Below are 22476 nucleotides of genomic sequence, written 5' to 3'. Positions count from 1 at the left end.
CTATCTCCAGATTGTATATTTGCAGTCTTGTTAACTTAACAACTATATTAATAAATGAAATTATCACACTTCCATTTTGACTTACCAGATGAATTATTAGCAGAATATCCTGCTGAAAACAGAGACGAGTCTCGTTTAATGGTATTAAACCGTAAAGAGCAAACCATTGAACATAAAATGTTTAAAGATTTGATCGAGTATTTTGATGAAAAGGATGTGATGATTCTTAATAACACCAAAGTATTTCCAGCACGTTTATTTGGTAACAAAGAAAAAACAGGAGCTAGAATTGAGGTGTTTTTATTACGTGAGTTAAATAAAGAACAACGTCTGTGGGATGTATTAGTAGATCCAGCACGTAAAATACGTATTGGTAACAAATTATACTTTGGTGATGACGAAACGTTAGTTGCAGAAGTAATAGATAATACAACATCTAGAGGACGTACATTACGTTTTTTATACGATGGATCTTATGAAGAGTTTAGAAAAAAACTACAACTTTTAGGAGAAACGCCATTACCAAAATATATCAAAAGAGAGGTAGAGCCGGAAGACGAAGAACGTTACCAGACAATCTATGCAAAAGAGGAAGGTGCAGTAGCAGCTCCAACAGCAGGATTACACTTTTCTAAACATTTGTTAAAGCGTTTAGAGATAAAAGGTATTGACTTTGCAGAAGTAACTTTACACGTTGGATTAGGGACTTTTAACCCAGTTGAAGTGGAAGATCTTTCAAAGCATAAAATGGATAGCGAAGAGCTTAAAATAGAAGCGCCAGCAGTAGAGATTATCAATAATGCTAAAAAAGAAAAGCGTCGTATTTGTGCAGTAGGTACAACAGCAATGCGTGCTATAGAAAGCTCAGTATCTTCAAGCGGAACGTTAAACGAAATTGAAGGATGGACAAATAAATTTATCTTCCCTCCATACGATTTTAGTATCGCTAACGCCATGATCACAAATTTTCATACACCAAAATCAACATTAATGATGATGGTATCTGCATTTGCAGGTCATGATTTTATGAAAAAAGCATACGAAGAAGCAGTAAAAGAAAAGTACAAATTTTACAGTTATGGAGACGCGATGTTAATCATCTAATTCTTTCTAAATAAATAATTAAAACCTCTTTTGTCTGTAATCAGTAAAAGAGGTTTTTTTATGGCATTACCCAAGGGTCGCGCTCTCGACAGTCGCTTTGCATTTGCTTATTAGGCAAAAGCAAGAGCTTCAACAAATGTCTCCATCGCTAATGCGCTAGCCAAAGGTTTGTTATAAATTAAAGTAAAGTAAATCAACAGTCGTCAATCGTCATTCAAAATCACTATTTTTGCAATCCAATGGACATCAAGAAAAAAGACATACGCGCATTAACTAAAGAGCAACTTAGAGAATTCTTTGAAAAAGAAGGAGATAAAGCCTTTAGAGGTAATCAAGTTTACGAATGGTTATGGAGCAAAGGCGCTCATACCTTTGAGGATATGACAAACCTCTCTAAAGAGACGCGTCAAATGTTAGAAGATAACTTTGTTATAAACCATATCAAAGTGGACGTTATGCAGCGCAGTAGCGATGGTACAGTAAAAAATGCAGTACGATTACATGATGATTTAATTGTCGAGTCTGTTTTAATACCAACAAAAACCAGAACCACAGCCTGTGTGTCTAGTCAAGTAGGATGCAGTTTAGACTGTAAATTTTGCGCAACATCACGATTAAAACGAATGCGTAACCTTAATCCTGACGAGATTTATGATCAAGTAGTAGCCATAGACAGAGAAAGTAGATTGTATTTTGATAGACCATTAAGTAATATTGTGTTTATGGGGATGGGAGAACCATTGATGAACTATAATAACGTACTTAAAGCTATCGAGAAAATTACATCTCCCGAAGGTTTAGCTATGTCACCAAAACGTATTGTAGTCTCTACTTCAGGTGTGCCAAAAATGATTAAAAAAATGGCAGACGATAATGTTAAGTTTAAATTAGCAGTATCACTTCACTCTGCAATTGACGAAGTAAGAACATCCATAATGCCATTTAATGCAACATTCCCGTTATCAGATCTTAGAGAAGCATTAGTATATTGGTACGAAAAAACTAAGAATCGTATTACTTATGAGTATGTTGTTTGGGAAGGCATAAACGATAAACGTAAGGATGTAGATGCATTAGTACAGTTTTGTAAGTTTGCACCAAGTAAGGTTAATATTATAGAGTATAACCCGATTGATGACGGAGAGTTCCAACAAGCTAAATCAGAAGCCATAGACATGTATAAAAATGTGTTAGAAGATAATAATATTACTGTAACTGTAAGACGTAGTAGAGGTAAGGATATTGATGCAGCATGTGGACAGTTAGCTAATAAAGAATAGTTTATTATTAAATAATAAGCATAAAAAAAGCGACTTTCAATTAATTGAAAGTCGCTTTTTTTGATTGGTGTAAAGTTTATTCTTTAATAAATTTCATTGTTTTTTCTTGATTTCCAGCAAAGATTTTCATGAAATAAATTCCGCTTTTTAAATCATTTATATTGATTGTGTTTTCAATCATACTGTCAGCTTCAACTTGCATAACACGTTGTCCTAGTTGATTAAAAATTTCAATAGACGTAAGTTGTGATTTAGATTTAATACTAATACTGCTTTTAGCTGGGTTAGGATAAAGACTAAAAGTAGTAGCTTCAAAACTAGCTGCAGATAAAGCAGGGTCTGCTTCTGTAGTAAATGACCAAACAGCACTAACAGTAGACCCAAAGCAATTAAATGACTCTACAGACCAATAGTATGTCGTATCATAAGCCCAGTTAAAAGTAATGCCGTTTCCATTAGTAGCACCATCTATAGTACCAATATCCGTTCCTGCAGTATCTGTACCTAAAGATAAGTTGAAAACGGTAGCAGATGGTCCAGCAGTCCAATTAAAAGGAGTAATTAACGGTGTTGTACCTGTAACATCTATAGCAACATTTGTGGCACCATTAACAGGATTAGTTGCAGTTGCAGCAGTTGGAGCAGTAGTTTCTGTACAAGAAAATACTTTTACATTATCAAAAGCCCAAAAATATGAATAATCTCCAACCCATCTAAATCTTACTTTTGCATTACTTACACCTGCTAATTGTGCAGATACATTATAAGATTTAAAACCAAAATCAAGTTCGTTGGCTCCACTAGTATTGTTTGTGCTGTTAAACAATACGACTTGTACCCAAGCTGTACCATCAAACACTTCAACAAAACCATTACCAGCAAATTCAGCACGAATAACATGATTAAATGTTAATTGTACATCAGTTAATGCAGAAGCATCAAAAGTTGGGCTTTCTAAATAAGCATCTTCAGGTTCGCTATCATTACCTATAGCATCACTATCAAAAATAGGATAGCTTCCAGAGAAACCTTCGTCATATAAAACAGTGTTTGCTGCCCCAAAACCTGGAGCTTCACCGCTATTAGCAAAAGACCAAACACCACCATTAGCAAGGTCAGTGTTAGACCAACCAGTTGGTGTGCTTAAGCCGGCATCAAAATTTTCGTCAATCAAAACTTGACTAAATGCAAATGATGTGGTAAGAAATAAAAATAAAAATAAAAATGTAGTTTTTTTCATAAGTAAAAGATTACAGCGTTGATTGTTAGTTGAATAATAGTACCATAAAGGTAAAATTTTTTTTTAAATATTATAATTTTTATAGAATAATTACGAATTATTAATATTAGGGTCTATAAGTTTATTTGTATTTTTGGTATCAATAAAAATTAGATCTAAATTTTGAAGATTACAGAACAGATAAAACAGCCTATTGCTTTTGAAATGGATCTTTTTGAGAAAAAGTTTAGGCTGGCTATGTCTTCAAAAGTAGCACTTTTAAACAGGATAACGTACTATATTGTTAACCGTAAAGGGAAGCAAATGCGTCCAATGTTTGTCTTTTTAGTAGCTAAAATGGTATCTAATGGAGAGGTAAGTGAGCGTACCTATCGTGGCGCCTCGGTAATAGAGCTAATACATACTGCGACTTTGGTCCATGATGATGTAGTAGATGACAGTAATAAACGTCGTGGGTTTTTCTCCATCAATGCTCTATGGAAAAATAAAATAGCTGTCCTGATAGGTGATTTTTTGTTGTCTAAAGGGTTATTGCTTTCTATTGATAATAACGATTTTGATTTACTTAAAATTATTTCTATTGCAGTAAGGGAAATGAGTGAAGGGGAATTACTTCAAATAGAAAAAGCAAGAAAGTTAGATATAACTGAAGATATCTATTACGAAATTATTAGACAGAAAACAGCAACGCTTATAGCAGCATGTTGTAGTCTAGGCGCAGCCTCTGTAAAGCCTAATTCTGTTGAGGTAGAAAGTATGCGTAAATTTGGAGAGCTTATTGGAATGGCTTTTCAAATTAAAGATGACTTGTTTGATTATGGTACACAAAGTATTGGTAAGCCTACAGGGATAGATATTAAAGAGCAAAAAATGACCTTACCTTTAATTTATGTTCTAAATAACTGTTCTAAAAAAGATAAAAAGTGGGTAATCAATTCGATTAAAAACCACAACAAAGACAGAAAACGCGTCAATCAAGTTATCGATTTTGTAAAACAAAATGGCGGTTTGGATTATGCGGTTTCAAAAATGAAATCTTTTCAAGAAGAAGCTTTAGTCTTGCTAAATGGATTTCCAAAATCGGAATATAGAGATTCGCTTGAGTTGATGGTTAATTATGTTATTGAAAGAAAAAAGTAGTTTTCTAAACCTATAAGTTCTTTGTTTTAAATTAAATAACTGTTTTCTTTCATTTTATTGGATGTAATATATAACTTGCTTTAAATCTAAATTTAAAGCGTATTGAAAAATATTACCTACTTCGTTTTAGTTATTCTATTTTTTTATTCAGTAAAAGTACATGCACAATGTAATGCCCAGGAGACTGTTGTTATTTGTGATATGACAATTATTGATAATAATAATGATGGTGTCCCTGATGGAATAATTAACTTATATGATCAATATAATAGTCTTACAGGAGCAACACTCTCAGTAGCAAATGGTACTTGGTTTGATCCTAATTTCAACTTTGCTTTAGATGAGGCTAGTGGTGATTTATTTTTATGGGATTTAGATGATTCTTCAACAGCAATAACAGATTTTCAGTTTCAGCTAATTGATACTAATTCAAGTTGTACAAATGGTGTTTTAGTCACTATTAATTTAGTGCTAGGAGCTTTTGAAGGTAACCCATTGCCTCCACAAGGTGTAAATGATGCAAATATTACTATATGCGAAAGCATATTGTCATCTTTTGATTTATTTCAAGTATTTGAATCACAACCTTCTCCTCATAAGAACGGAGTGTGGGAATTTGTAGGTAATTTAGGAGATCCTTCTAATTTTTTAGGATTTGGAATAGTACCTAGCACTTTTAGTGCAGATATTCCGTACGAGCCTTTTGGAAGTTTAATAGAGTTTGATGTTTTTGAATTTACGTATACCGTACCAGGTATTTTACCATGCAGCCCAGCTTCAGTGTCAACTTTTAAAGTAGAAGTTATTAGAGATGTGTTGTCCGGTGAAGGAACTAATTATTTAATTTGCGAAGAAGATATTTTAGCAGGAGTTTGGGATGCCGATATTAATTTAAGAGATGATCAATATTTACTAGGTGAGGATGTAGAAGGGCTTTGGTCTGCTGATGTTGATCCAACTGGGCAAATTTCTGACCCTGTTGATTCTATAGTTAATATAAGAGAAATTTATGATGCTTTAAAAGCATCAAATCCTATGTTTTCTTGCGAAACTTTTACTTTTGTATACACCGTTGAAGCGCGATCAACATTAACTGATTGTCCTGATAAGTCAACAGGAATATCATTTACTTTTTATGAACCATTACGCTTTTTTGAACAAGAAGAGTCGCCTTTGGAAATCTGTACGGATGATTTTCGTCCTTATGCTATAAGTTTATATGATGAGTTACTTTTTACAACAGAAAATGGAATATTATATGAATATCCTAATTCACCATTTACAAGTTGGACATTGGTTTCTGGGCCTTCAGATTTAAATATTCAAGTAAACGGACAAATAATTTTATATGATCACGAAGTGCTAACCCCAGGAGGTCTTATATCAGTAGAAGGAATTACAAATGAGGATGCAGGGACTTATGTGTTTAGTTATAATGTAATGTCGGATTATGTGTGTGTAGGAAATCCTTGTGCTGATCGTAGTGCATTGGTGACAGTCGTTATTAATCCTACATTTTATGCAGGAGAGGATACTGTCGATTTAGAGTTTTGTGAAACAGATCCTATGGTCGCTTCTCCCTTAGATTTATTTAGTCTATTAACAACCAATGGTATAGATGATCCAATTTATCAAGGCGACGCTGGACGTTGGTTAGATAGTAGCGGTACAGAAATTTTAAACCCTTTAACGTTACCGGAGATAACGGGTAGTCAGACTTTTGCATATGTTTATTCTACATTAACACCAGAAGGGTGTTTGGATAGAGCTAATTTGTCTTTTACAGTTTTTGAAAACTATAATTCTGGAGAGGATGCAGCAATTGATGTTTGCGACAATAATGCTATTTTTAATTTGTTTGATATTTTAGGAGGTACGCCTAGTACAGCCGGAACTTGGTCAGGACCTGATGGGTATGTTACAACAGATCATCTTGGTGTTTTTGATCCATCTTTATTAGAAGGCGGTGTGTATACTTATACAGTACCCGATAATATAAATGGAGATAATGTTATTTTATGTCCCGGTAGCCAATCTATTGTAACTGTAACTTTATTTGAAAGTCCAGAAATTGGCGAAGGTGGATTGTACGCGGTATGTAAATCAGAATTGCAAATTGATTTATTAGATTATTTAGATGCTATTGCAGATTTAAGCGGTGATTTTATAGATGTAGATATGACAGGCGTTTTATCAGGAAGCATTCTTGATGTGTCGCAGTTAATTGAAGCTAGGTATGATTTTACATATCAAATTCAAGGTAATCCGTCTTGCGATTTATCTAGTATACTTATTTCTATTTCAGTTACAGAGGTCGAAGCTCCAATTACAGAAAATCAAACGTTTTGTGCAACCGAAGGCGCTTTAGTAAGTGATTTAGTAGCAAGTAATGGTCAGGATTTTAATTGGTATGACACCCTAACGGATACTGTTCCATTGGATGTGGACAACGCATTGATTAATGGTGCCGATTATTTTGTAGCAGCTATAGATAGTAATGGTTGCGAGTCTTCTCGAGTAGCAATGATCGTAAATTTATTGCCTTTTGGAAATCCTGATTGCGAGGATTGCATCAGTGATGGTGTTTCCGCAAACGATGATAACCAAAATGATCAATTTGATTTATGTAATCTACCGATTACCTTTCCTAATTTCGAAATTGAAATTTTTAACAGATATGGTACAATTGTATATAAGGGTAGTAGAAACACACCTTTATTTGATGGCGAGTCAAATGTAGGTATCGGAAAAACATTACCTACAGGTGTATATTATTATGTTTTTGACCCAAAAGATGGTATGACAGATCCTTTTCAAGGTAACTTTTATTTAAGTAGATAATTTTAGAATGAGACAAAAATTACTAATACTATTGATGTTATGTGGCTGGTCTACATATGCGCAACAAGAACCTCAGTATACTCAGTACATGTATAATATGAGTATCGTAAATCCTGCTTACATGCTAAACGAACCTGGAATTATCCAAGTTGGTAGTTTGTATAGAACCCAATGGGTAGGAATTGATGGTGCGCCAAAAACCGCTAATGTTTTTGCTAACATCCCCCTAAACGATAAAATTGAGTTAAGTGTAAATTATTTAAATGATAACATAGGAAGTGATGTTAATTTAAGCGAAAACTTATTTAATGTTGATGCAGCTTATAAAGTTAACCTTAATGATGGGGTAAATCTATCTTTTGGTTTAAAAGCAGGGTTCGAGCATATTAATATTAGTGCTATTGGAAGTAATGTAGCAGGAGATACAGCTTTTGGTAATAGCAATAAAACGTTATTAAATATTGGAGCAGGAGTATTTTTTTTTACTGATAATTATTATGCAGGAATATCTTCTCCAAATTTAATTCCAGCCAGTTTAGATATAGATAATGAGACCACATATACTAATAAACCACATGTCTTTTTAATTGGTGGTTATGTGTTTGATGTTATAGATGATTTAAAATTGAAGCCTTCAACTGTTGTAAAGTATTCTCTAGGCGCACCACTAACTTTTGATTTATCTGTTAATGCATTATACAAAGAGAAGTTTGAACTAGGGTTATCTTACAGATATCAAGACGCTATTGCTGGTTTAGCAGGGTTTAATATTTCGTCTAATTTAAAAATAGGTTATGCCTACGATTTTAATACAAGTAAACTGAATGATTTTAATAGTGGAAGTCACGAGTTTATCTTGTTATATAAATTTGATTTACTAGGATTAAGTAAAAAGTATTCATCCCCAAGATTTTACTAATATGATAAAAAGATTAAGTGTTATTGTAGCTCTATTGTTTTTTCAAGTGGGTTTAGCTCAAAAAACAAGAGCGGATAGGTTTTTTGAAAAAGGAGATTATTTAAATGCTGCTAAATATTACGAAGCAGAATTAGGTCAAGAGCGTCATAAAAATGCATTACAGAATGCTGCTATTTCTTATTACAACACCTTTCAGTATAAAAAAGCATCTATATATTTAAAACAACTTGTAAAAGGGCAATTTGGAGAGAAAGATATAAGTTATGATAACCAGTTTAATTTTAAATTGTATCAAGTATTATCTGCTTTAGGAGATTATGAAACAGCTTTGGATTATTTAAGATTATATAAAGAGAATGAATCAGTAACTATTGATAAAGCAGAATTAATAGATACTATTGAGGCTTTTAAATTAAAAACACCAGACTATCAAATAGAGAAAACACAGTTTAATTCTGAAGCTTCGGATTTTGGAGCTGTAAGGTTAGGGGATAGTGTTTATTTTGTCTCAGACAGGGCAAATAAGCAATTGTTATCTAAAACTTATAAATGGACACATAAACCTTTTTTGGACATTTATGCGACTAAAGTAAATGATAAAAATGACACGTTAGGACACACTAATACTCTAAGTAAAACTATAAATTCTAAATTACACGAAGGTAATTTTTGTTTCAGTAATGATGGTAATACGTTATATGTATCAAGAAGTAATACTACGGATGGTAAAAAAGAATTTAATGAAGAGGATAATAATAATATTCATATTTATAAAACTGTAAAAGTTGATGGTAAGTGGCAAGCGTTAGAGAAGTTGTCCTTTAATATAAATGGATTTTCATTTCAACATCCTGCGTTAAGTCTAGATGGTAAGCGCCTTTATTTTTCTTCGGATATTGATGGTGGTTATGGTAGTTTTGATTTGTATTATGTAACTTTAAACGTAGATGATACGACTAGTAATCCAATTAATTTAGGACATGTTATTAATACTGAAAATAGAGAGCATTTTCCATTTATCTCCCAAAAAGGGCATTTGTTTTTTGCTTCAAATGGACATTTAGGACTAGGGTTTCTTGATAATTTTGTGTCTGAGACTATTGATGGTAATTTTACCGCGCCTGTAAATTTAGGAGCTCCAATCAATTCGCAATACGATGATTTTAATCTTAACTATTATAATGATACGGAAGGATTTTTTGCTTCTAATCGAAATAAGTTAGATGATAATATCTTTCAATTTAAACAGGTTGGAGAAATTTTTATAAGAGAATATAATAATTCTTTTGAGGTTAGAGATTTTGAAACTAAAGCTTATGTAAATAATGCTAAAGTTGTTTTATTAGATAAAAAGCAAAACGAAATTTATAGTAATACTTTAGGAGATTCAGCTGTATTTAATAATAATTTATTAGTTGGTAAGTATCAGTTTCGGGCAGAGAGTGATGGGTATTATTCTGGGAATATTCCTGTGGTTACAAAAGAAGCAGAAGATCAAAAGCATATTTTATATTTAAAACGAGTACCACCGCCGCCACCAATAGTTGTTGTTCCTGTTGACCCTATTGAGGCAGTTATAGTAGAAAAGAAAATAGATAAAAAACTTAAGAAAGATGATCCTAAGCGTTTTGAAATGCTAACAGATTTAAAGGGGCCTCCAATTATAGAGAAAGATGGTAAGTTATTTTTTCAATTAGAGCCAATATACTTTGACTTTGATATGTGGAGTATTAGAGCTGATTCTAAACTGATTTTAGATGAATTGGCTTCTAAGTTAGAACGTTACCCTGATATTTATTTAAAAATAAGTGCGCACACGGATAGTCGTGGAACCGTTAGGTATAATCAGATTTTGTCTGAAAGACGTGCAGAATCTACTAGAAATTATCTTGCATTAGTTAGTTATATAAATGCTAGACGTTTAATGTTTGAAGGTTTTGGAGAGTTATCTCCAATAGTGCCATGTCCAATGTTAGATTGTACGGATCAAGAGCACCAATTAAACAGACGTAGTGAGTTTGAAATTGTTAAGTATTAGATTAGACTAAACTTGTATAGTCCTTGAGTTATTTATTAATATAAACTAATACTTGGGCTATGCGACAATTGCTTTAAAGGCATACTAATTCTATTTTTAATCACTTTATTCAAAGTATTTTACTTCTCTTAGTAGGATTAATGCTTTTCTTTAAGTGTATTTTTTTTATTTTATATACTTAGCAATATATCTTCTTATTTGCTAGTAATACAGTGTGTTTTAATAGTATTGTTGTAAATATTATTAACACTATTCTCTTTTATTTATTTTTTATTTTTTTATTGAGGCAACCTTTAGTATAATTTTTGCGTCTTTATAAATAGAATAGAAGACCAAACTAAACAACACTTTCGTGAAGGTAGTAACTTTATTTAATAACGAAACTAAGCTTATCAAAAAAGCTGCTCAGAATAATCGTGAAGCCCAACACGTATTGTTTGAAATGCATGCACCAAAAATGTTAAGTGTTTGTCGTTACTATGTCAAAAACTTACAACATGCAGAGGAGGTTATGCTTAACGGGTTTTTAAAAGTCTTTACAAATTTAAATTGTTTTAGGGGCGAAGGTAGCTTTGAAGGTTGGATTAGGCGGATTATGGTTAGAGAGTCAATTTCATTTTTGAGACAGAAAAAAACGATTCAATTTGTAGACGACGATTATGAACATGTCGAAATTCAGGATGAAAGTTCGCAACAATATGATGTGGCACAATTACAAGAATTGATAGATAATTTACCAGAAGGTTACAAAATGGTGTTTGTAATGTATGCCATAGAGGGGTATAAGCATGCAGAGATAGCTAAACTTTTAAATATAAGTGAAGGGACTTCTAAATCTCAACTATTTAAAGCGCGTAAATTATTACAGAATAATATTAGAATACTTAATACCAAGGAATATGGCACCAAATAAATTTGAAAAGCAATTAAAAGACACTTTAGAGCGTCGTACAATTGCACCAAGTAAAACAACTTGGAGTCAATTAGACACACTATTAGATCAACGTCAAGATAAACGTAAAGTCTCATTTTGGTGGCTGAGTATTGCAGCAACACTTGTAGGCGTTTGTTTGACGGTTTTTATTTTTAGAAATCAATCAAATACTATTAATGAGGTTGTTGAAGAAGTGAAAAATGAAATAAATATACCAAGAAAAATACAGGTAGTACAGCCAGATGTAATTGTAAATAAAAAGGACGCTAAAAGGGATGTGTTAAATGAAGAGCAAGAGCAGCAGTATCAAGTAAAAAAGAACAATGTTGTTATTACGGCACCTACAAAAAAAGCAAGCGTAATTAATGTAGCTTCAGGGAATTTAAAACCCATCAGCTTAGAAGATGAGGGTAATACTTTAAATACCGCTTCTAACAGTGTGACTAGTACAGTTGTTGCGCAATCTCAGTCAGTAGATACACAAATAATTAAGAGTAAAATTTTAACTAATGAAGCAGATTTGCTTTTAAATAAAGCTTATGCCAAAGTTAAGGCAACAAATACGGGGTATAAATCCGAGAAAATAGACGCGAATTCGTTACTAGAGGAGATAGAGATGACATCAGAAAAGTCTCTAAAAAACAGATTGTTTCATGCTGTAAAATCAGGCTATGAAACTTTAAGAACGACAGTAGTAGAGCGCGATAATTAAATCAATTAATCATTAAAAAAAAACGAACAGTTATGCAAAACATTACAAAACATTTAGTGTACTTGTTTTTATTGTTGGCAGTAAGTCAGCTTAAAGCACAAGTAACGGATTCAATACCAAGAATAGAATCCATAAAAGAAACAATTACTACCGAAGAGCGTGATGCCTTGAAATTAGAAATTGAAACAATAAATGATCAATTAGAGGAAGATGAGATTACTTTTGAAGAAGCAGAACAATTAAAAAAAGAAGCTGCAGAAAAAAGAGCATTAAATATAGAAAATAGAATAGCTATTGCGGTAAATAGATTAGAGTTTTTAACTCGAAATAATCAAGGTTCTAAGGATGATATTCAAAAAACAGTAGTGTCTATTAAAATTGGAGACAGTGATAGAGAGATTTTAGGGGTAAGAGCAAATAGGAAACCACCCAAAAAAGATATCCGTACAGGTAACCAAATGCTTTTTGCAATGGGGTTTAATAATACAATAATTGATGGTGTTAGTTTAAGTGATACGCCATATAAATTAGGAGGTTCTGGTTTTGTAGAGCTAGGATGGCTATGGAAAACTAGAGTACTAAAAGAGTCTAATTTTTTACGTTTTAAATATGGGCTTTCTGTGCAATGGAATAAATTAGATATTAAGAACGATATGTATTTTGTTCAAGATGGTAATCAAACAACATTACAGTCTTTTGATGGCGATTTAAAACGCGCCAAGTTTAGAACCACTAGCTTAGTTATTCCTATGCATCTTGAGTTTGGTCCATGGAATAAAAAAGACTATAAAGATGGTCGTGTCCGTTATTTTAATCATAATAAGTTTAAAGTAGGATTGGGAGGTTATTTTGGTGTAAATGGTAATGCAGTACAAAAATTAACCTACAAAGAAAACGGAGATCGTGTAAAGGAGAAGATTAAAAGAAACTTTAATACCAACACTTTTACGTACGGTCTTAGCGGATATATTGGAGTAGGAGATTTAAGTTTATATGCTAAATATGACATTGCCCCACTATTTAAAAATCAAACGTTTGATCAAAACAATATTTCTTTAGGTATTAGATTGGATTTGGATTAGTTTTTAAAGTAATTTAATAAAAGAAGTGCTTTTGTGTTTTTTAGAATTGTAAGTGCTCTTGTTATCAGGGTATTAAATATTTTTTATTTTTTTAATAAAAAAGTTTTTAATTCAAAAAAAAGTATTTCATTTGCAGTATAATAGCTGAACACTTTGAACTCTGTTTCTATGTTCGGGCTTTTGAAAATTAGGAAGTCATATTCAAAAGCAGCTTACAGATTAAGCGACCGAATTCTAAAGCTAACTTCCGCTTTCACATCTATATATGCTAGCCAGCATCAGTTTGGCTTTGCGCCTACTTACGACCTTAGAATTCAAATTTGATAGTCACTTTGTTATTTTTTTTAACAAGGATTTTTTTACTATTTATATTTTAATTTTAACGTTTTAAACAAAAATGAACACAAAGTACATAGACTTAATCAGTCAAACTTTTGATTTTCCTCAACCAGAATTTAAGTTAGAGGACAAGACATTACAATTTCATGATATCGATTTAATGGAGTTAGTAGAAGAGTATGGAGCACCTTTAAAATTTACATACTTACCACAAATTTCTAACAATATACAACGTGCAAAAACATGGTTTAGAGATGCCATAAAAAAACACGATTACAAAGGGAACTACAACTATTGCTATTGCACAAAAAGCTCACACTTTAAACATGTTTTAAATGAGGCTTTAAAAAATGATATTCACATTGAAACATCATCTGCTTTTGATATTGATATTGTTGAAAACCTTAAGAAGGAAGGTAAGATAACTGACGAAACATTTATTATTAGTAATGGATTTAAACGTGATCAATATGTTTCAAACATTGCTAGGTTAATTAATAACGGTCAAAAAAACTGTATTCCAATTATTGATAACTACGAAGAAATAGATTTACTTTCTGAGCAAATTGATGGAAACTTTAAAGTAGGTATTAGAATTGCATCAGAGGAAGAGCCTAAGTTTGAGTTTTATACTTCAAGATTAGGAATTGGGTACAAAAACATAATCCCGTTTTATAAAAATCAAATAAAATCTAATCCTAAAGTAGAGCTTAAAATGCTTCACTTTTTTATCAATACGGGAATTAGAGATAATGCGTATTACTGGAACGAACTTTTAAAATGTTTAAAAGTATACACGAGTTTAAAAAAGGTTTGTCCTAGCTTAGATAGTTTAAATATTGGAGGAGGATTTCCGATTAAAAACTCGTTAGCATTTGATTTTGATTATGAATATATGATTGATGAAATCATAAATCAAATCAAACAAACGTGTGAAGAGGAAGAAGTAGATGTGCCAAATATTTTTACAGAATTTGGAAGTTTTACAGTAGGAGAAAGTGGTGGCGCTATTTATGAAGTGTTGTATCAAAAGCAACAAAATGATCGTGAAAAATGGAACATGATAAACTCTTCTTTTATTACAACATTACCAGATACTTGGGCAATTAACAAGCGTTTTATAATGTTAGCGATAAACCGTTGGCATGACTCTTATGAGCGTGTTTTACTAGGAGGTTTAACTTGCGATAGTGATGATTATTATAATAGCGAGCAGCACATGAACGCTATTTATTTACCAAAATACAACAAAGAAAAACCATTGTATATAGGTTTTTTTAATACTGGAGCATATCAAGAAACAATTGGTGGTTTTGGAGGATTACAACATTGTTTAATACCATCTCCAAAACATATTTTAATAGATAAAGACAAGGATGGAAACATCACAAAAACATTATTTTCTGAACAACAAAAAAGTGAAGACTTACTTAAAATTTTAGGTTATGCAAACTAAAACTTATGCTGGGATTCCAGAAGAATTAGCAAAATTAGAAAAAGCTAAAATTGTTTTAATTCCTGTACCTTATGATGGTACTAGTACATGGCAAAAAGGGGCTGATAAAGGTCCTGAAGCATTTTTAGATGCTTCTGCAAATATGGAACTTTATGATATCGAAACAGATTCTGAAGTATACAATCAAGGGGTGTATTTAGCAGATGCTGTAACAGAAAATAGTTCGCCAGAAGCAATGGTAGAAGCTGTTCATCAAGCAACTAAAAAGTATATTAAAAAAAATAAGTTTGTTACTATTTTTGGAGGAGAACATTCTATATCTATTGGTACAATACGTGCATTTAACGAGATGTTTCCTAGTTTAACAGTATTGCAATTAGATGCGCATGCAGATTTGCGTAAGGAGTATGAAGGTACAGCATGTAACCACGCGTGTGCATTATACGAAGCAAGTCAAAATACTAACTTGATTCAAGTAGGTATACGCTCTATGGATGCTATTGAAAAGACTGTAATGGACACAGAAAAGACATACTTTGCGCATGAGATGGCATTGGATGATACTTGGATGGATAGTGCTATAGATCAGATGACGGATAATGTATTTATTACCATAGATTTAGATGCATTTGACCCTTCAATTATGCCAAGTACTGGTACGCCAGAGCCGGGTGGTTTATTATGGTACGAAACTTTAGAGTTTTTAAAGCAAGTATTTGAAGAGAAAAACGTGGTTGGATTTGATATTGTTGAATTATGTCCAAATAAAGTGGATAAATCTTCAGACTTTTTAGCTGCGAAATTGTATTATAAAATGCTAAGCTATAAGTTTTTAAATCAAGGCGCAGAAGACGATTACGACAACACATACGAGAAAGACACACAAAAAAATAACACTTCTAAATTCAACGAAGACGATGAGTACTAAAGGACCAGTTTCACAATTTATAGAACACCATTACTTACATTTTAACGCAGCAGCTTTAGTAGATGCAGCAAAAGGATACGAAACACAATTAGACAATGGTGCTAAGATGTTAGTGTCTCTTGCTGGTGCTATGAGTACTGCCGAACTTGGTAAAAGTTTTGCAGAAATGATTCGTCAAGATAAAGTGCATATTATTTCATGTACTGGAGCAAACTTAGAAGAGGATATCATGAATTTGGTAGCACATTCGCACTACAAGCGTGTGCCTAATTACCGTGATTTAACACCTCAAGAAGAGTGGGATTTATTAGAAAAAGGACTTAACCGTGTAACAGATACTTGTATTCCTGAGCACGAAGCGTTTAGACGTTTACAACACCATATTGAAAAAATATGGAAAGATGCTGAGGCTAATGGAGAGCGTTTTTTACCACATGAGTACATGTACAAAATGTTATTGTCAGGCGTTTTAGAAGAGTATTATGAGATAGATTTAAAAGACTCTTGGATGTATGCTGCAGCAGAAAAAAACTTACCAATAGTTTGCCCAGGTTGGGAAGACAGTACTATGGGTAACATTTTTGCTAGCTACGTTTTAAAAGGAGAGCTTAAGGCTAGCACCATGAAATCGGGTATCGAATACATGACATTTTTAGCAGATTGGTATACAGAAAATTCTCAAAACGGAATCGGATTTTTCCAAATCGGAGGTGGTATTGCGGGAGATTTTCCAATATGTGTAGTGCCAATGTTATATCAAGATATGGAGCGTACAGATACACCATTTTGGAGTTATTTTTGCCAAATAAGTGACTCTACAACTAGTTACGGGTCATATTCTGGAGCTGTACCTAACGAGAAAATTACTTGGGGAAAACTGGATATTGATACGCCAAAATTTATTGTAGAGAGTGATGCAACAATAGTTGCTCCGCTTATATTTGCTTACATATTAGGATTATAATTGCTTTCGTAAAAAATGAAAAAACCAGACAATTTAAAACGTGTCATAGTAGACTTTAAAAAACTAACACCTGAAATTTTAAAGTTGTTAGTAGAAAAGTATCCTGATGGCTACGATGAAGATCATATTATCGAGTTTAGAAATGCTAAAAACGAGCTTATAGAAGCTGTAGAAGTAACTACGGAAGACACTAAGTATTTAGTCAAGGTTAGTACCAAGTTGGTAAAAACTATGGAAAACTACGACGAAGATGATTATGAAGATTTTGAAGACGATGACGCAGAAGCAGTTCAGGATCCAGAATCAGAGCCAAGCGAGGAACAAGATCACGACGATTTCTAAGCATGTACACTGTAGTTGCCTATCAGGTAGCTAGCACTATCAATATAAAACAATGTAAACAACAACTGTCTTGGCAGTTGTTGTTTAATGATAGTGACGAGCTGTATTACAAATGCGACGATAATGCGTTTGTGTACATTTTTCAATACGGAATAGTAAGCTTCTTTAATATGACCACTCAGTCTATTAATAAGGTGCTTGCTAGTATGGAGCCATTCTCCAATAATTATTTGTCAGAAAAACTATCCGAAGAGGTTAAGGTACTTATCCAGCCCAATAGTTTAAAAGTTGATTTTAATCATATAGAGTTACCAAAATTAAACGATGACATGATTAGGTTAGTCATGCTTAACGTGTCACAAAGTGTGGCGCTAGATCGTTATTCTGATATTACGTATGATCTTTTAGAAGAAACGAATAAACACACGCTTTATCTTGAAAAGAAGGGAAAACTAGATATTTCAGGAAATAAGCTAAAACGATTTATAGGTAGAACTTTAAATATTAAAAACCGAATTTCGGAAAATCTATATATTTTTGATTCTCCTGATAGTACATGGGAAAACGAACAATTAAATCAGCTTAATCAGGATTTAAAACAGACGTTTGATTTAAAAGATAGATACCGATTAATACACGATAGAATAGAAATTATAAAAGAAAATCTTGAGCTTTTTAAAGACATAATGGATCACAAAGAAAGCAGCAGGCTAGAGTGGATCATTATTATTTTAATTGTAATTGAAGTTTTTGATATGTTTCTTACCAAGCTAATGTAATCTAAATAACACCTTAAAAACGTATATTATTTGTACCACGCGTATTGCAAAATAAAACAATACTAAAAGCACTTTTGGACTTGAGGTGGCTAACTTCCGAAAACAACAAACAATACAATAATTTAATAAATTTTTTTAAAATGAAAACAAAATTAATTATTATCGCATTAGCTTTTTTTAGCTTAACATCATTCACAACTACAGATCCAATAGTTGTAACAGGTACTTACAAAGGTGTTGTAGAATATGATTATGTATTTAATGTTATAGAAAATGGTAAGAGCCAAAAAATGTTATTTCAATATGTATCAGAAGATGCTTTAGAGGCTTTTGATTTAGAATCTGACGATTTTGTTGGAAGTAAATTTGTGGTTACTTATGAGAAAACAATGGAAATGAGTGAAGATGCAGAAGGAAACGAAATAGAAATTGAAGTATTAACGATTACTGGTTTAGAGCTTAAAGACTAATATCAGTAGTATATATAACTAAGAAAAATCCGGAATTTATTCCGGATTTTTTTGTTTTAAATTGGTTTTGTGTTAATAAAATGTTTGTTTTATAATGTTTTAAGAATTTTTAATTTTCTGTTTTGTATCTTTAAAAGAGTCCGTATTTAGTCTAGTAGTTTTTAATAAGACAAAAAGATGTCAACTTATCTAAAATATCACGACTAATAGTGATAATGCGTATCTTTGCCGAACTTTAATACTATCGATGATCGATTTAAACGACAATATAAATTTACCGTTTTCGTTACAAATTAGTTTCAATAAATTAATTGAACGTTACAAACCATTGGCTAAAAGTGAAGATCCATTCACCGCAGCTAAGGCAAAGCGTATACTAGAAATTCAAGAAGCAAACCCTATTCTAAAAGAAGGGTTTAGTAATATTTCTATTTTAGAAAAGTATAAAGACGAAATTCAGATACTATTACAAGATTCGTTTAGCGAAGTTTTAAGTTTAAACGAGATTAAGACCGTAAGTGTACCTTATCATAATTTTATTTTTAATGCGTCAAAACGTTTTGAAAATATAATTAAAACAGCAGGTCCCGATTTTAAATTGGTTATAAAAAATATGCCGGAAAATGACTGGTATATTTTAGGGTGTACCATTATTATGAGTTTTTGTTATGGCTTTGATGCTAATTTCAAACGACCATTATATTATGAAATTCCGGATGAAAACGGACTGATTAGAGTTTATAAAATCACGTATAATGCGGATTTTATGGAGATTTTACCAACGGATAAAGCACCAAAATTAACACAGTCAGATTTTGATGAGTTGTTGGATAATTTTGACAATATAGAGTTATGGAAAGCTAAGTTTCCGCCAAACAGTTACATTTCTAATGGATTTGTAATTTCTAATATGTTTGATGTTACTGATGATCAAGCAATATCTAATATTAAAACGACTTTAATAGGAAACAACAAACGTAAAGACGAAAGCTTTATGAGTGATTTCCAACAAGTATTTAGGTCTTTGTTAGGGGTTAGTGATTTGCAGGTCGGTTTTTCTATATTCAATAAAGAAGAAAACACGTTAATGAAAGTGCATGACTCTGCTATTAGTAGTTTTTTATTAAAAGCAAAAGAGCAGTTTAAATGCGAGAATTTATTCTGTCATTACAGTTATGATAAAATATTAAAGGAGAAAACAAACTTTGCAATCTCTGATGTTGATAAAGGGTTTGAGCTTTCAAAGGGATTAGTACCTCAAATAAAAGTTTTAAAAGAACAAGGTTTTAAAAGTGCCATTTTTGCTCCTATTGCAGAAAATGGAGAATTGTTGGCAGTTTTAGAGTTGGTGTCTGCAACACCAAGAGCTTTAAATAGTATAAACTCTAATAAATTGGTAGATGTGATGCCTTTTATTTTGTCTGCAGTAAAACGTTCTAAAAGAGACGAAGAGAATCTTATTCAGGCTATTATCCAAAGAGAATGCACTTCTATCCATCCAAGTGTAAAATGGAAGTTTGAGACTGCAGCTAGGCAGTTTATGCAAGAAGATTATAGTGGAGTAGATAACCCTACTTTTAATAAAATTAGTTTTGAAAACGTATATCCTTTATTTGGACAAATAGATGTTAAAGGGTCTTCGGAAGCTAGAAATAATGCAACTCAAAAAGATCTAGCACTTCAACTTAAAATGGTTGAAAAAATTATAAAAGTAGCTTTAAAAGAAGAGCATTTACCAATATTTGAGCAGGTATTGTTTCAAATTAAAACCTATAAAACAGCTTTAAAAGTTGATTTTAAAGTAGATAGTGAGCAAAAAATCACTCAGTTTTTTAAGTATGAAATTGAACCACTTTTTAGATTTCAACTTAAAAACAAACCCTATTTAAAAGAAGATATAGAAGATTATTTTAGTAAAGTAAATACTGATTTAGAAGTTATTTATTATTACCGAAAAAATTATGATGACACGATAAGTCTGATTAATAAAAACATGTCTTCATTATTAGATAGAAAGCAAGTTGAAGCACAAGCAATGTATCCTCACTTTTTTGAGCGTTTCAAAACAGATGGTGTAGAGCATAATATGTATATAGGAGAGTCCATAACAAAAGAAGATTCTTTTAACGAATTGTACTTGTATAATTTACGCTTGTGGCAAATGCAAGTTATGATAGATATGGAAACTGCTTTCTATAACAAGCAGCACAAATATCCAATTGCTTTGGATGTTGCTTCTATGATATTGGTGTTTAATCAGCCATTATCTATAAGGTTTAGGGCAGATGAGAAACATTTTGATGTTGACGGAACTTACAATGCAAGATATGAGGTGGTTAAAAAACGTGTAGACAAAGCTAACATTAAAGGCACTACAGAACGTATTACAGCTAAAGGTAAATTAACCATTGTCTATTCTCAACAAGCAGATGAGTTTGAGTATTTAAAATACGTTAAATTCTTACAGTCTAAACATAAGCTAGGGGACGAGGTAGAAATTCTTGAATTAGAAGATCTACAAGGCGTAACTGGTCTAAAGGCTATTAGAATTAATATGTTATACCAAAAAGATTCTAGTAAAAAAGAGTTTTATACCTACGACGATTTAATGAATGAAATTAAAGCATAGCTACAAACGTATTAGCAACACCATTTGGTAATACGGATTGTATGTGTGTAGATGTGTTTAAAACGTCTTGGATATTAACACCTGGGTTGTTTTTTACAGCTATACCAAAAGCTAATAGAGACACTATTATTCCAATCATAAATACGGTGTACGTTATTCTTAATAAACGGTATTTACGTTCTAAAACTAATCCTAAAAAGTATAAATCTTTGGTTAGTGATTTATAGATGTATTCTTTATCACTAATCATTTCATTAATAGCCCATTCAAATTCTTTAAGCCCCATTTTATGGAAGTTTCCAAAAAAGGTAAGGTTTACTTCCTTGTTTTTTACGTCTTCTTTAGTAAATTGTCCGCTAGTTACATTTGGACGTGTTGCTATAATGGACATTACCATAGATATTACACTAAATAATGTAAATATCACTGTAGGCCAAATCAAATAAGGGTTAGTATCTAATTTTGATATTAAATTAGCTAAGACTACAGATATTATAATGGCATTTACAGATAATAAAATGTTTGCTTTTGTATCTGCAATATCACTCAGTTTTATATGGTTTTTTAAAGCTGTTCTGTAAAAAGATTGTATAGCACGTTCTGGACTTTCATTTTTGTATTGCGCTTTATATTTTGCTTTTAGCTCTTCATTTTTAATTTTTGTCTTCTGTTTCTTTTTGGTTTTAATAAGCTTCGCTAAATTCTTTTCTTTTCTAGATTGCCAGTTTTTTAAAGCGTAATCTGTATGATATTTGTGTTTTTTAGATAATACTTTTATGTTTTCGTCTAACCATTCACTAGGTGTATAATTAGCTATACCGGATAACTCTAGCTCTTTTCTTAAAAACTCGCTAGCTTCAGGGAAGTATTTTTTTCCAAAATGAGAGCAATCTGCATCACGAATTATTTTTTCTAACTCATTTTGCGGCTGTGCATCAAATTGAGTTGCTAATATGCAATTTTCAACACTTTTAATAAGACTTTCGCTCGCATTTTCAGATGTTAAAAAATCTCTAGCAATTTTCGCGCTAACAACTTCATGACCGTCTCTAGTTTGTGTATATCCTACGTCATGTAATAAGGCAGCTAATTCAAGTATTTCCGCATCATTAACATCAATTTTAGAATTTTCTATAATTTCTTTTGTACTTTTAAATACTCTTAGGGTATGCGTATGATTGTGGTAGACTATAGTGTTTGGAAGCTCGTTTTTAAGGAGGTCAAATACAAAAGCTTCGGTTTTTTCAACTAGTTTAGACATAGGTATGTAATTATTCTT

At 32.0% G+C, this 22476-nt stretch carries 18 protein-coding genes; 16 read left to right on the top strand and 2 right to left on the bottom strand.

Annotated features, from left to right (window positions below; all coding sequences use genetic code 11):
• Positions 1-54: 54 nt before the first annotated feature.
• Positions 55-1104, top strand: a complete 1050-nt coding sequence (gene queA / locus ACZ2G2_RS03080) for a tRNA preQ1(34) S-adenosylmethionine ribosyltransferase-isomerase QueA (protein WP_470393920.1) — start codon at positions 55-57, stop codon at positions 1102-1104.
• A 239-nt stretch (positions 1105-1343) separates the two neighbouring features.
• A complete protein-coding gene (gene rlmN / locus ACZ2G2_RS03075) occupies positions 1344-2384 on the top strand; it encodes a dual-specificity RNA methyltransferase RlmN (protein WP_470393918.1) in 1041 nt (346 codons plus the stop codon).
• 76 nt (positions 2385-2460) lie between these two features.
• Here rlmN and ACZ2G2_RS03070 read toward each other — a convergent pair whose 3' ends face one another.
• Positions 2461-3624, bottom strand: coding sequence for a T9SS type A sorting domain-containing protein (locus ACZ2G2_RS03070; RefSeq protein WP_470393916.1), 1164 nt, complete (start codon positions 3622-3624; stop codon positions 2461-2463).
• Between the two features lie 162 nt (positions 3625-3786).
• Here ACZ2G2_RS03070 and ACZ2G2_RS03065 point away from each other — a divergent pair, with 162 nt between their 5' ends.
• From ACZ2G2_RS03065 to ACZ2G2_RS03000, 14 genes are all read left to right on the top strand, one after another.
• Positions 3787-4764 (top strand): polyprenyl synthetase family protein, encoded by a 978-nt coding sequence (locus ACZ2G2_RS03065; RefSeq protein ID WP_101204016.1) that lies wholly within the window; start codon positions 3787-3789, stop codon positions 4762-4764.
• A 102-nt stretch (positions 4765-4866) separates the two neighbouring features.
• The gene (locus ACZ2G2_RS03060) at positions 4867-7605 is read left to right on the top strand and encodes a T9SS type B sorting domain-containing protein (protein ID WP_470393914.1); all 2739 of its coding nucleotides are present in this window, start codon (positions 4867-4869) and stop codon (positions 7603-7605) included.
• A 7-nt stretch (positions 7606-7612) separates the two neighbouring features.
• Complete coding sequence (locus ACZ2G2_RS03055) at positions 7613-8524, top strand: PorP/SprF family type IX secretion system membrane protein (RefSeq protein WP_470393912.1); 912 nt, start codon at positions 7613-7615, stop codon at positions 8522-8524.
• Position 8525: 1 nt separating this feature from the next.
• The gene (locus tag ACZ2G2_RS03050; RefSeq protein WP_470393910.1) at positions 8526-10562 is read left to right on the top strand and encodes an OmpA family protein; all 2037 of its coding nucleotides are present in this window, start codon (positions 8526-8528) and stop codon (positions 10560-10562) included.
• A 352-nt stretch (positions 10563-10914) separates the two neighbouring features.
• Positions 10915-11475 (top strand): RNA polymerase sigma factor, encoded by a 561-nt coding sequence (locus tag ACZ2G2_RS03045; RefSeq protein WP_470393909.1) that lies wholly within the window; start codon positions 10915-10917, stop codon positions 11473-11475.
• Positions 11462-12208: a hypothetical protein gene (locus ACZ2G2_RS03040; protein ID WP_470393907.1), complete on the top strand. Its 747-nt coding sequence runs from the start codon at positions 11462-11464 to the stop codon at positions 12206-12208. Before ACZ2G2_RS03045 ends, ACZ2G2_RS03040 begins: the two co-directional genes overlap by 14 nt.
• Positions 12209-12240: 32 nt before the next feature.
• Positions 12241-13290 carry a hypothetical protein gene (locus ACZ2G2_RS03035; protein WP_101204013.1) on the top strand — a complete coding sequence of 350 codons (1050 nt, stop codon included), beginning with the start codon at positions 12241-12243 and terminating at the stop codon, positions 13288-13290.
• A gap of 397 nt (positions 13291-13687) precedes the next feature.
• Positions 13688-15085: an arginine decarboxylase gene (locus ACZ2G2_RS03030; protein WP_090837778.1), complete on the top strand. Its 1398-nt coding sequence runs from the start codon at positions 13688-13690 to the stop codon at positions 15083-15085.
• On the top strand, positions 15075-16013 hold the full coding sequence (gene speB / locus ACZ2G2_RS03025; protein ID WP_090837776.1) for an agmatinase: 939 nt from the start codon (positions 15075-15077) through the stop codon (positions 16011-16013). Before ACZ2G2_RS03030 ends, speB begins: the two co-directional genes overlap by 11 nt.
• Positions 16003-16977 (top strand): deoxyhypusine synthase family protein, encoded by a 975-nt coding sequence (locus ACZ2G2_RS03020; protein WP_101016970.1) that lies wholly within the window; start codon positions 16003-16005, stop codon positions 16975-16977. The genes speB and ACZ2G2_RS03020 overlap by 11 nt, the downstream gene beginning before the upstream one ends.
• Before the next feature lie 15 nt (positions 16978-16992).
• Complete coding sequence (locus ACZ2G2_RS03015; protein ID WP_101204012.1) at positions 16993-17319, top strand: hypothetical protein; 327 nt, start codon at positions 16993-16995, stop codon at positions 17317-17319.
• A 2-nt stretch (positions 17320-17321) separates the two neighbouring features.
• Complete coding sequence (locus ACZ2G2_RS03010; RefSeq protein WP_470393904.1) at positions 17322-18098, top strand: RMD1 family protein; 777 nt, start codon at positions 17322-17324, stop codon at positions 18096-18098.
• A gap of 140 nt (positions 18099-18238) precedes the next feature.
• On the top strand, positions 18239-18568 hold the full coding sequence (locus ACZ2G2_RS03005) for a hypothetical protein (protein ID WP_470393903.1): 330 nt from the start codon (positions 18239-18241) through the stop codon (positions 18566-18568).
• A gap of 247 nt (positions 18569-18815) precedes the next feature.
• Positions 18816-21197, top strand: coding sequence for a GAF domain-containing protein (locus ACZ2G2_RS03000; protein WP_470393902.1), 2382 nt, complete (start codon positions 18816-18818; stop codon positions 21195-21197).
• Here the strand turns inward: ACZ2G2_RS03000 and ACZ2G2_RS02995 are convergent.
• Positions 21187-22458: a Pycsar system effector family protein gene (locus ACZ2G2_RS02995; RefSeq protein WP_090837766.1), complete on the bottom strand. Its 1272-nt coding sequence runs from the start codon at positions 22456-22458 to the stop codon at positions 21187-21189. The two genes, ACZ2G2_RS03000 and ACZ2G2_RS02995, sit on opposite strands and share 11 nt — an antisense overlap.
• Positions 22459-22476: the final 18 nt, after the last annotated feature.

It is taken from the genome of Olleya sp. KKT75, from assembly GCF_055635485.1.
The sequence above is the reverse complement of the archived record's forward strand: the minus strand, read 5'-3'. Positions and strand labels throughout refer to the sequence as shown.

Bases quoted from the DNA above. Each gene is read 5' to 3' on its own strand.
- queA (WP_470393920.1), top strand. From the start codon at position 55: ATGAAATTATCACACTTCCATTTTGACTTACCAGATGAATTATTAGCA.
- rlmN (WP_470393918.1), top strand. From the start codon at position 1,344: ATGGACATCAAGAAAAAAGACATACGCGCATTAACTAAAGAGCAACTT.
- ACZ2G2_RS03070 (WP_470393916.1), bottom strand. From the start codon at position 3,624: ATGAAAAAAACTACATTTTTATTTTTATTTTTATTTCTTACCACATCA.
- ACZ2G2_RS03055 (WP_470393912.1), top strand. From the start codon at position 7,613: ATGAGACAAAAATTACTAATACTATTGATGTTATGTGGCTGGTCTACA.
- ACZ2G2_RS03050 (WP_470393910.1), top strand. From the start codon at position 8,526: ATGATAAAAAGATTAAGTGTTATTGTAGCTCTATTGTTTTTTCAAGTG.
- ACZ2G2_RS03040 (WP_470393907.1), top strand. From the start codon at position 11,462: ATGGCACCAAATAAATTTGAAAAGCAATTAAAAGACACTTTAGAGCGT.
- ACZ2G2_RS03035 (WP_101204013.1), top strand. From the start codon at position 12,241: ATGCAAAACATTACAAAACATTTAGTGTACTTGTTTTTATTGTTGGCA.
- ACZ2G2_RS03030 (WP_090837778.1), top strand. From the start codon at position 13,688: ATGAACACAAAGTACATAGACTTAATCAGTCAAACTTTTGATTTTCCT.
- speB (WP_090837776.1), top strand. From the start codon at position 15,075: ATGCAAACTAAAACTTATGCTGGGATTCCAGAAGAATTAGCAAAATTA.
- ACZ2G2_RS03020 (WP_101016970.1), top strand. From the start codon at position 16,003: ATGAGTACTAAAGGACCAGTTTCACAATTTATAGAACACCATTACTTA.
- ACZ2G2_RS03015 (WP_101204012.1), top strand. From the start codon at position 16,993: ATGAAAAAACCAGACAATTTAAAACGTGTCATAGTAGACTTTAAAAAA.
- ACZ2G2_RS03010 (WP_470393904.1), top strand. From the start codon at position 17,322: ATGTACACTGTAGTTGCCTATCAGGTAGCTAGCACTATCAATATAAAA.
- ACZ2G2_RS03005 (WP_470393903.1), top strand. From the start codon at position 18,239: ATGAAAACAAAATTAATTATTATCGCATTAGCTTTTTTTAGCTTAACA.
- ACZ2G2_RS03000 (WP_470393902.1), top strand. From the start codon at position 18,816: ATGATCGATTTAAACGACAATATAAATTTACCGTTTTCGTTACAAATT.
- ACZ2G2_RS02995 (WP_090837766.1), bottom strand. From the start codon at position 22,458: ATGTCTAAACTAGTTGAAAAAACCGAAGCTTTTGTATTTGACCTCCTT.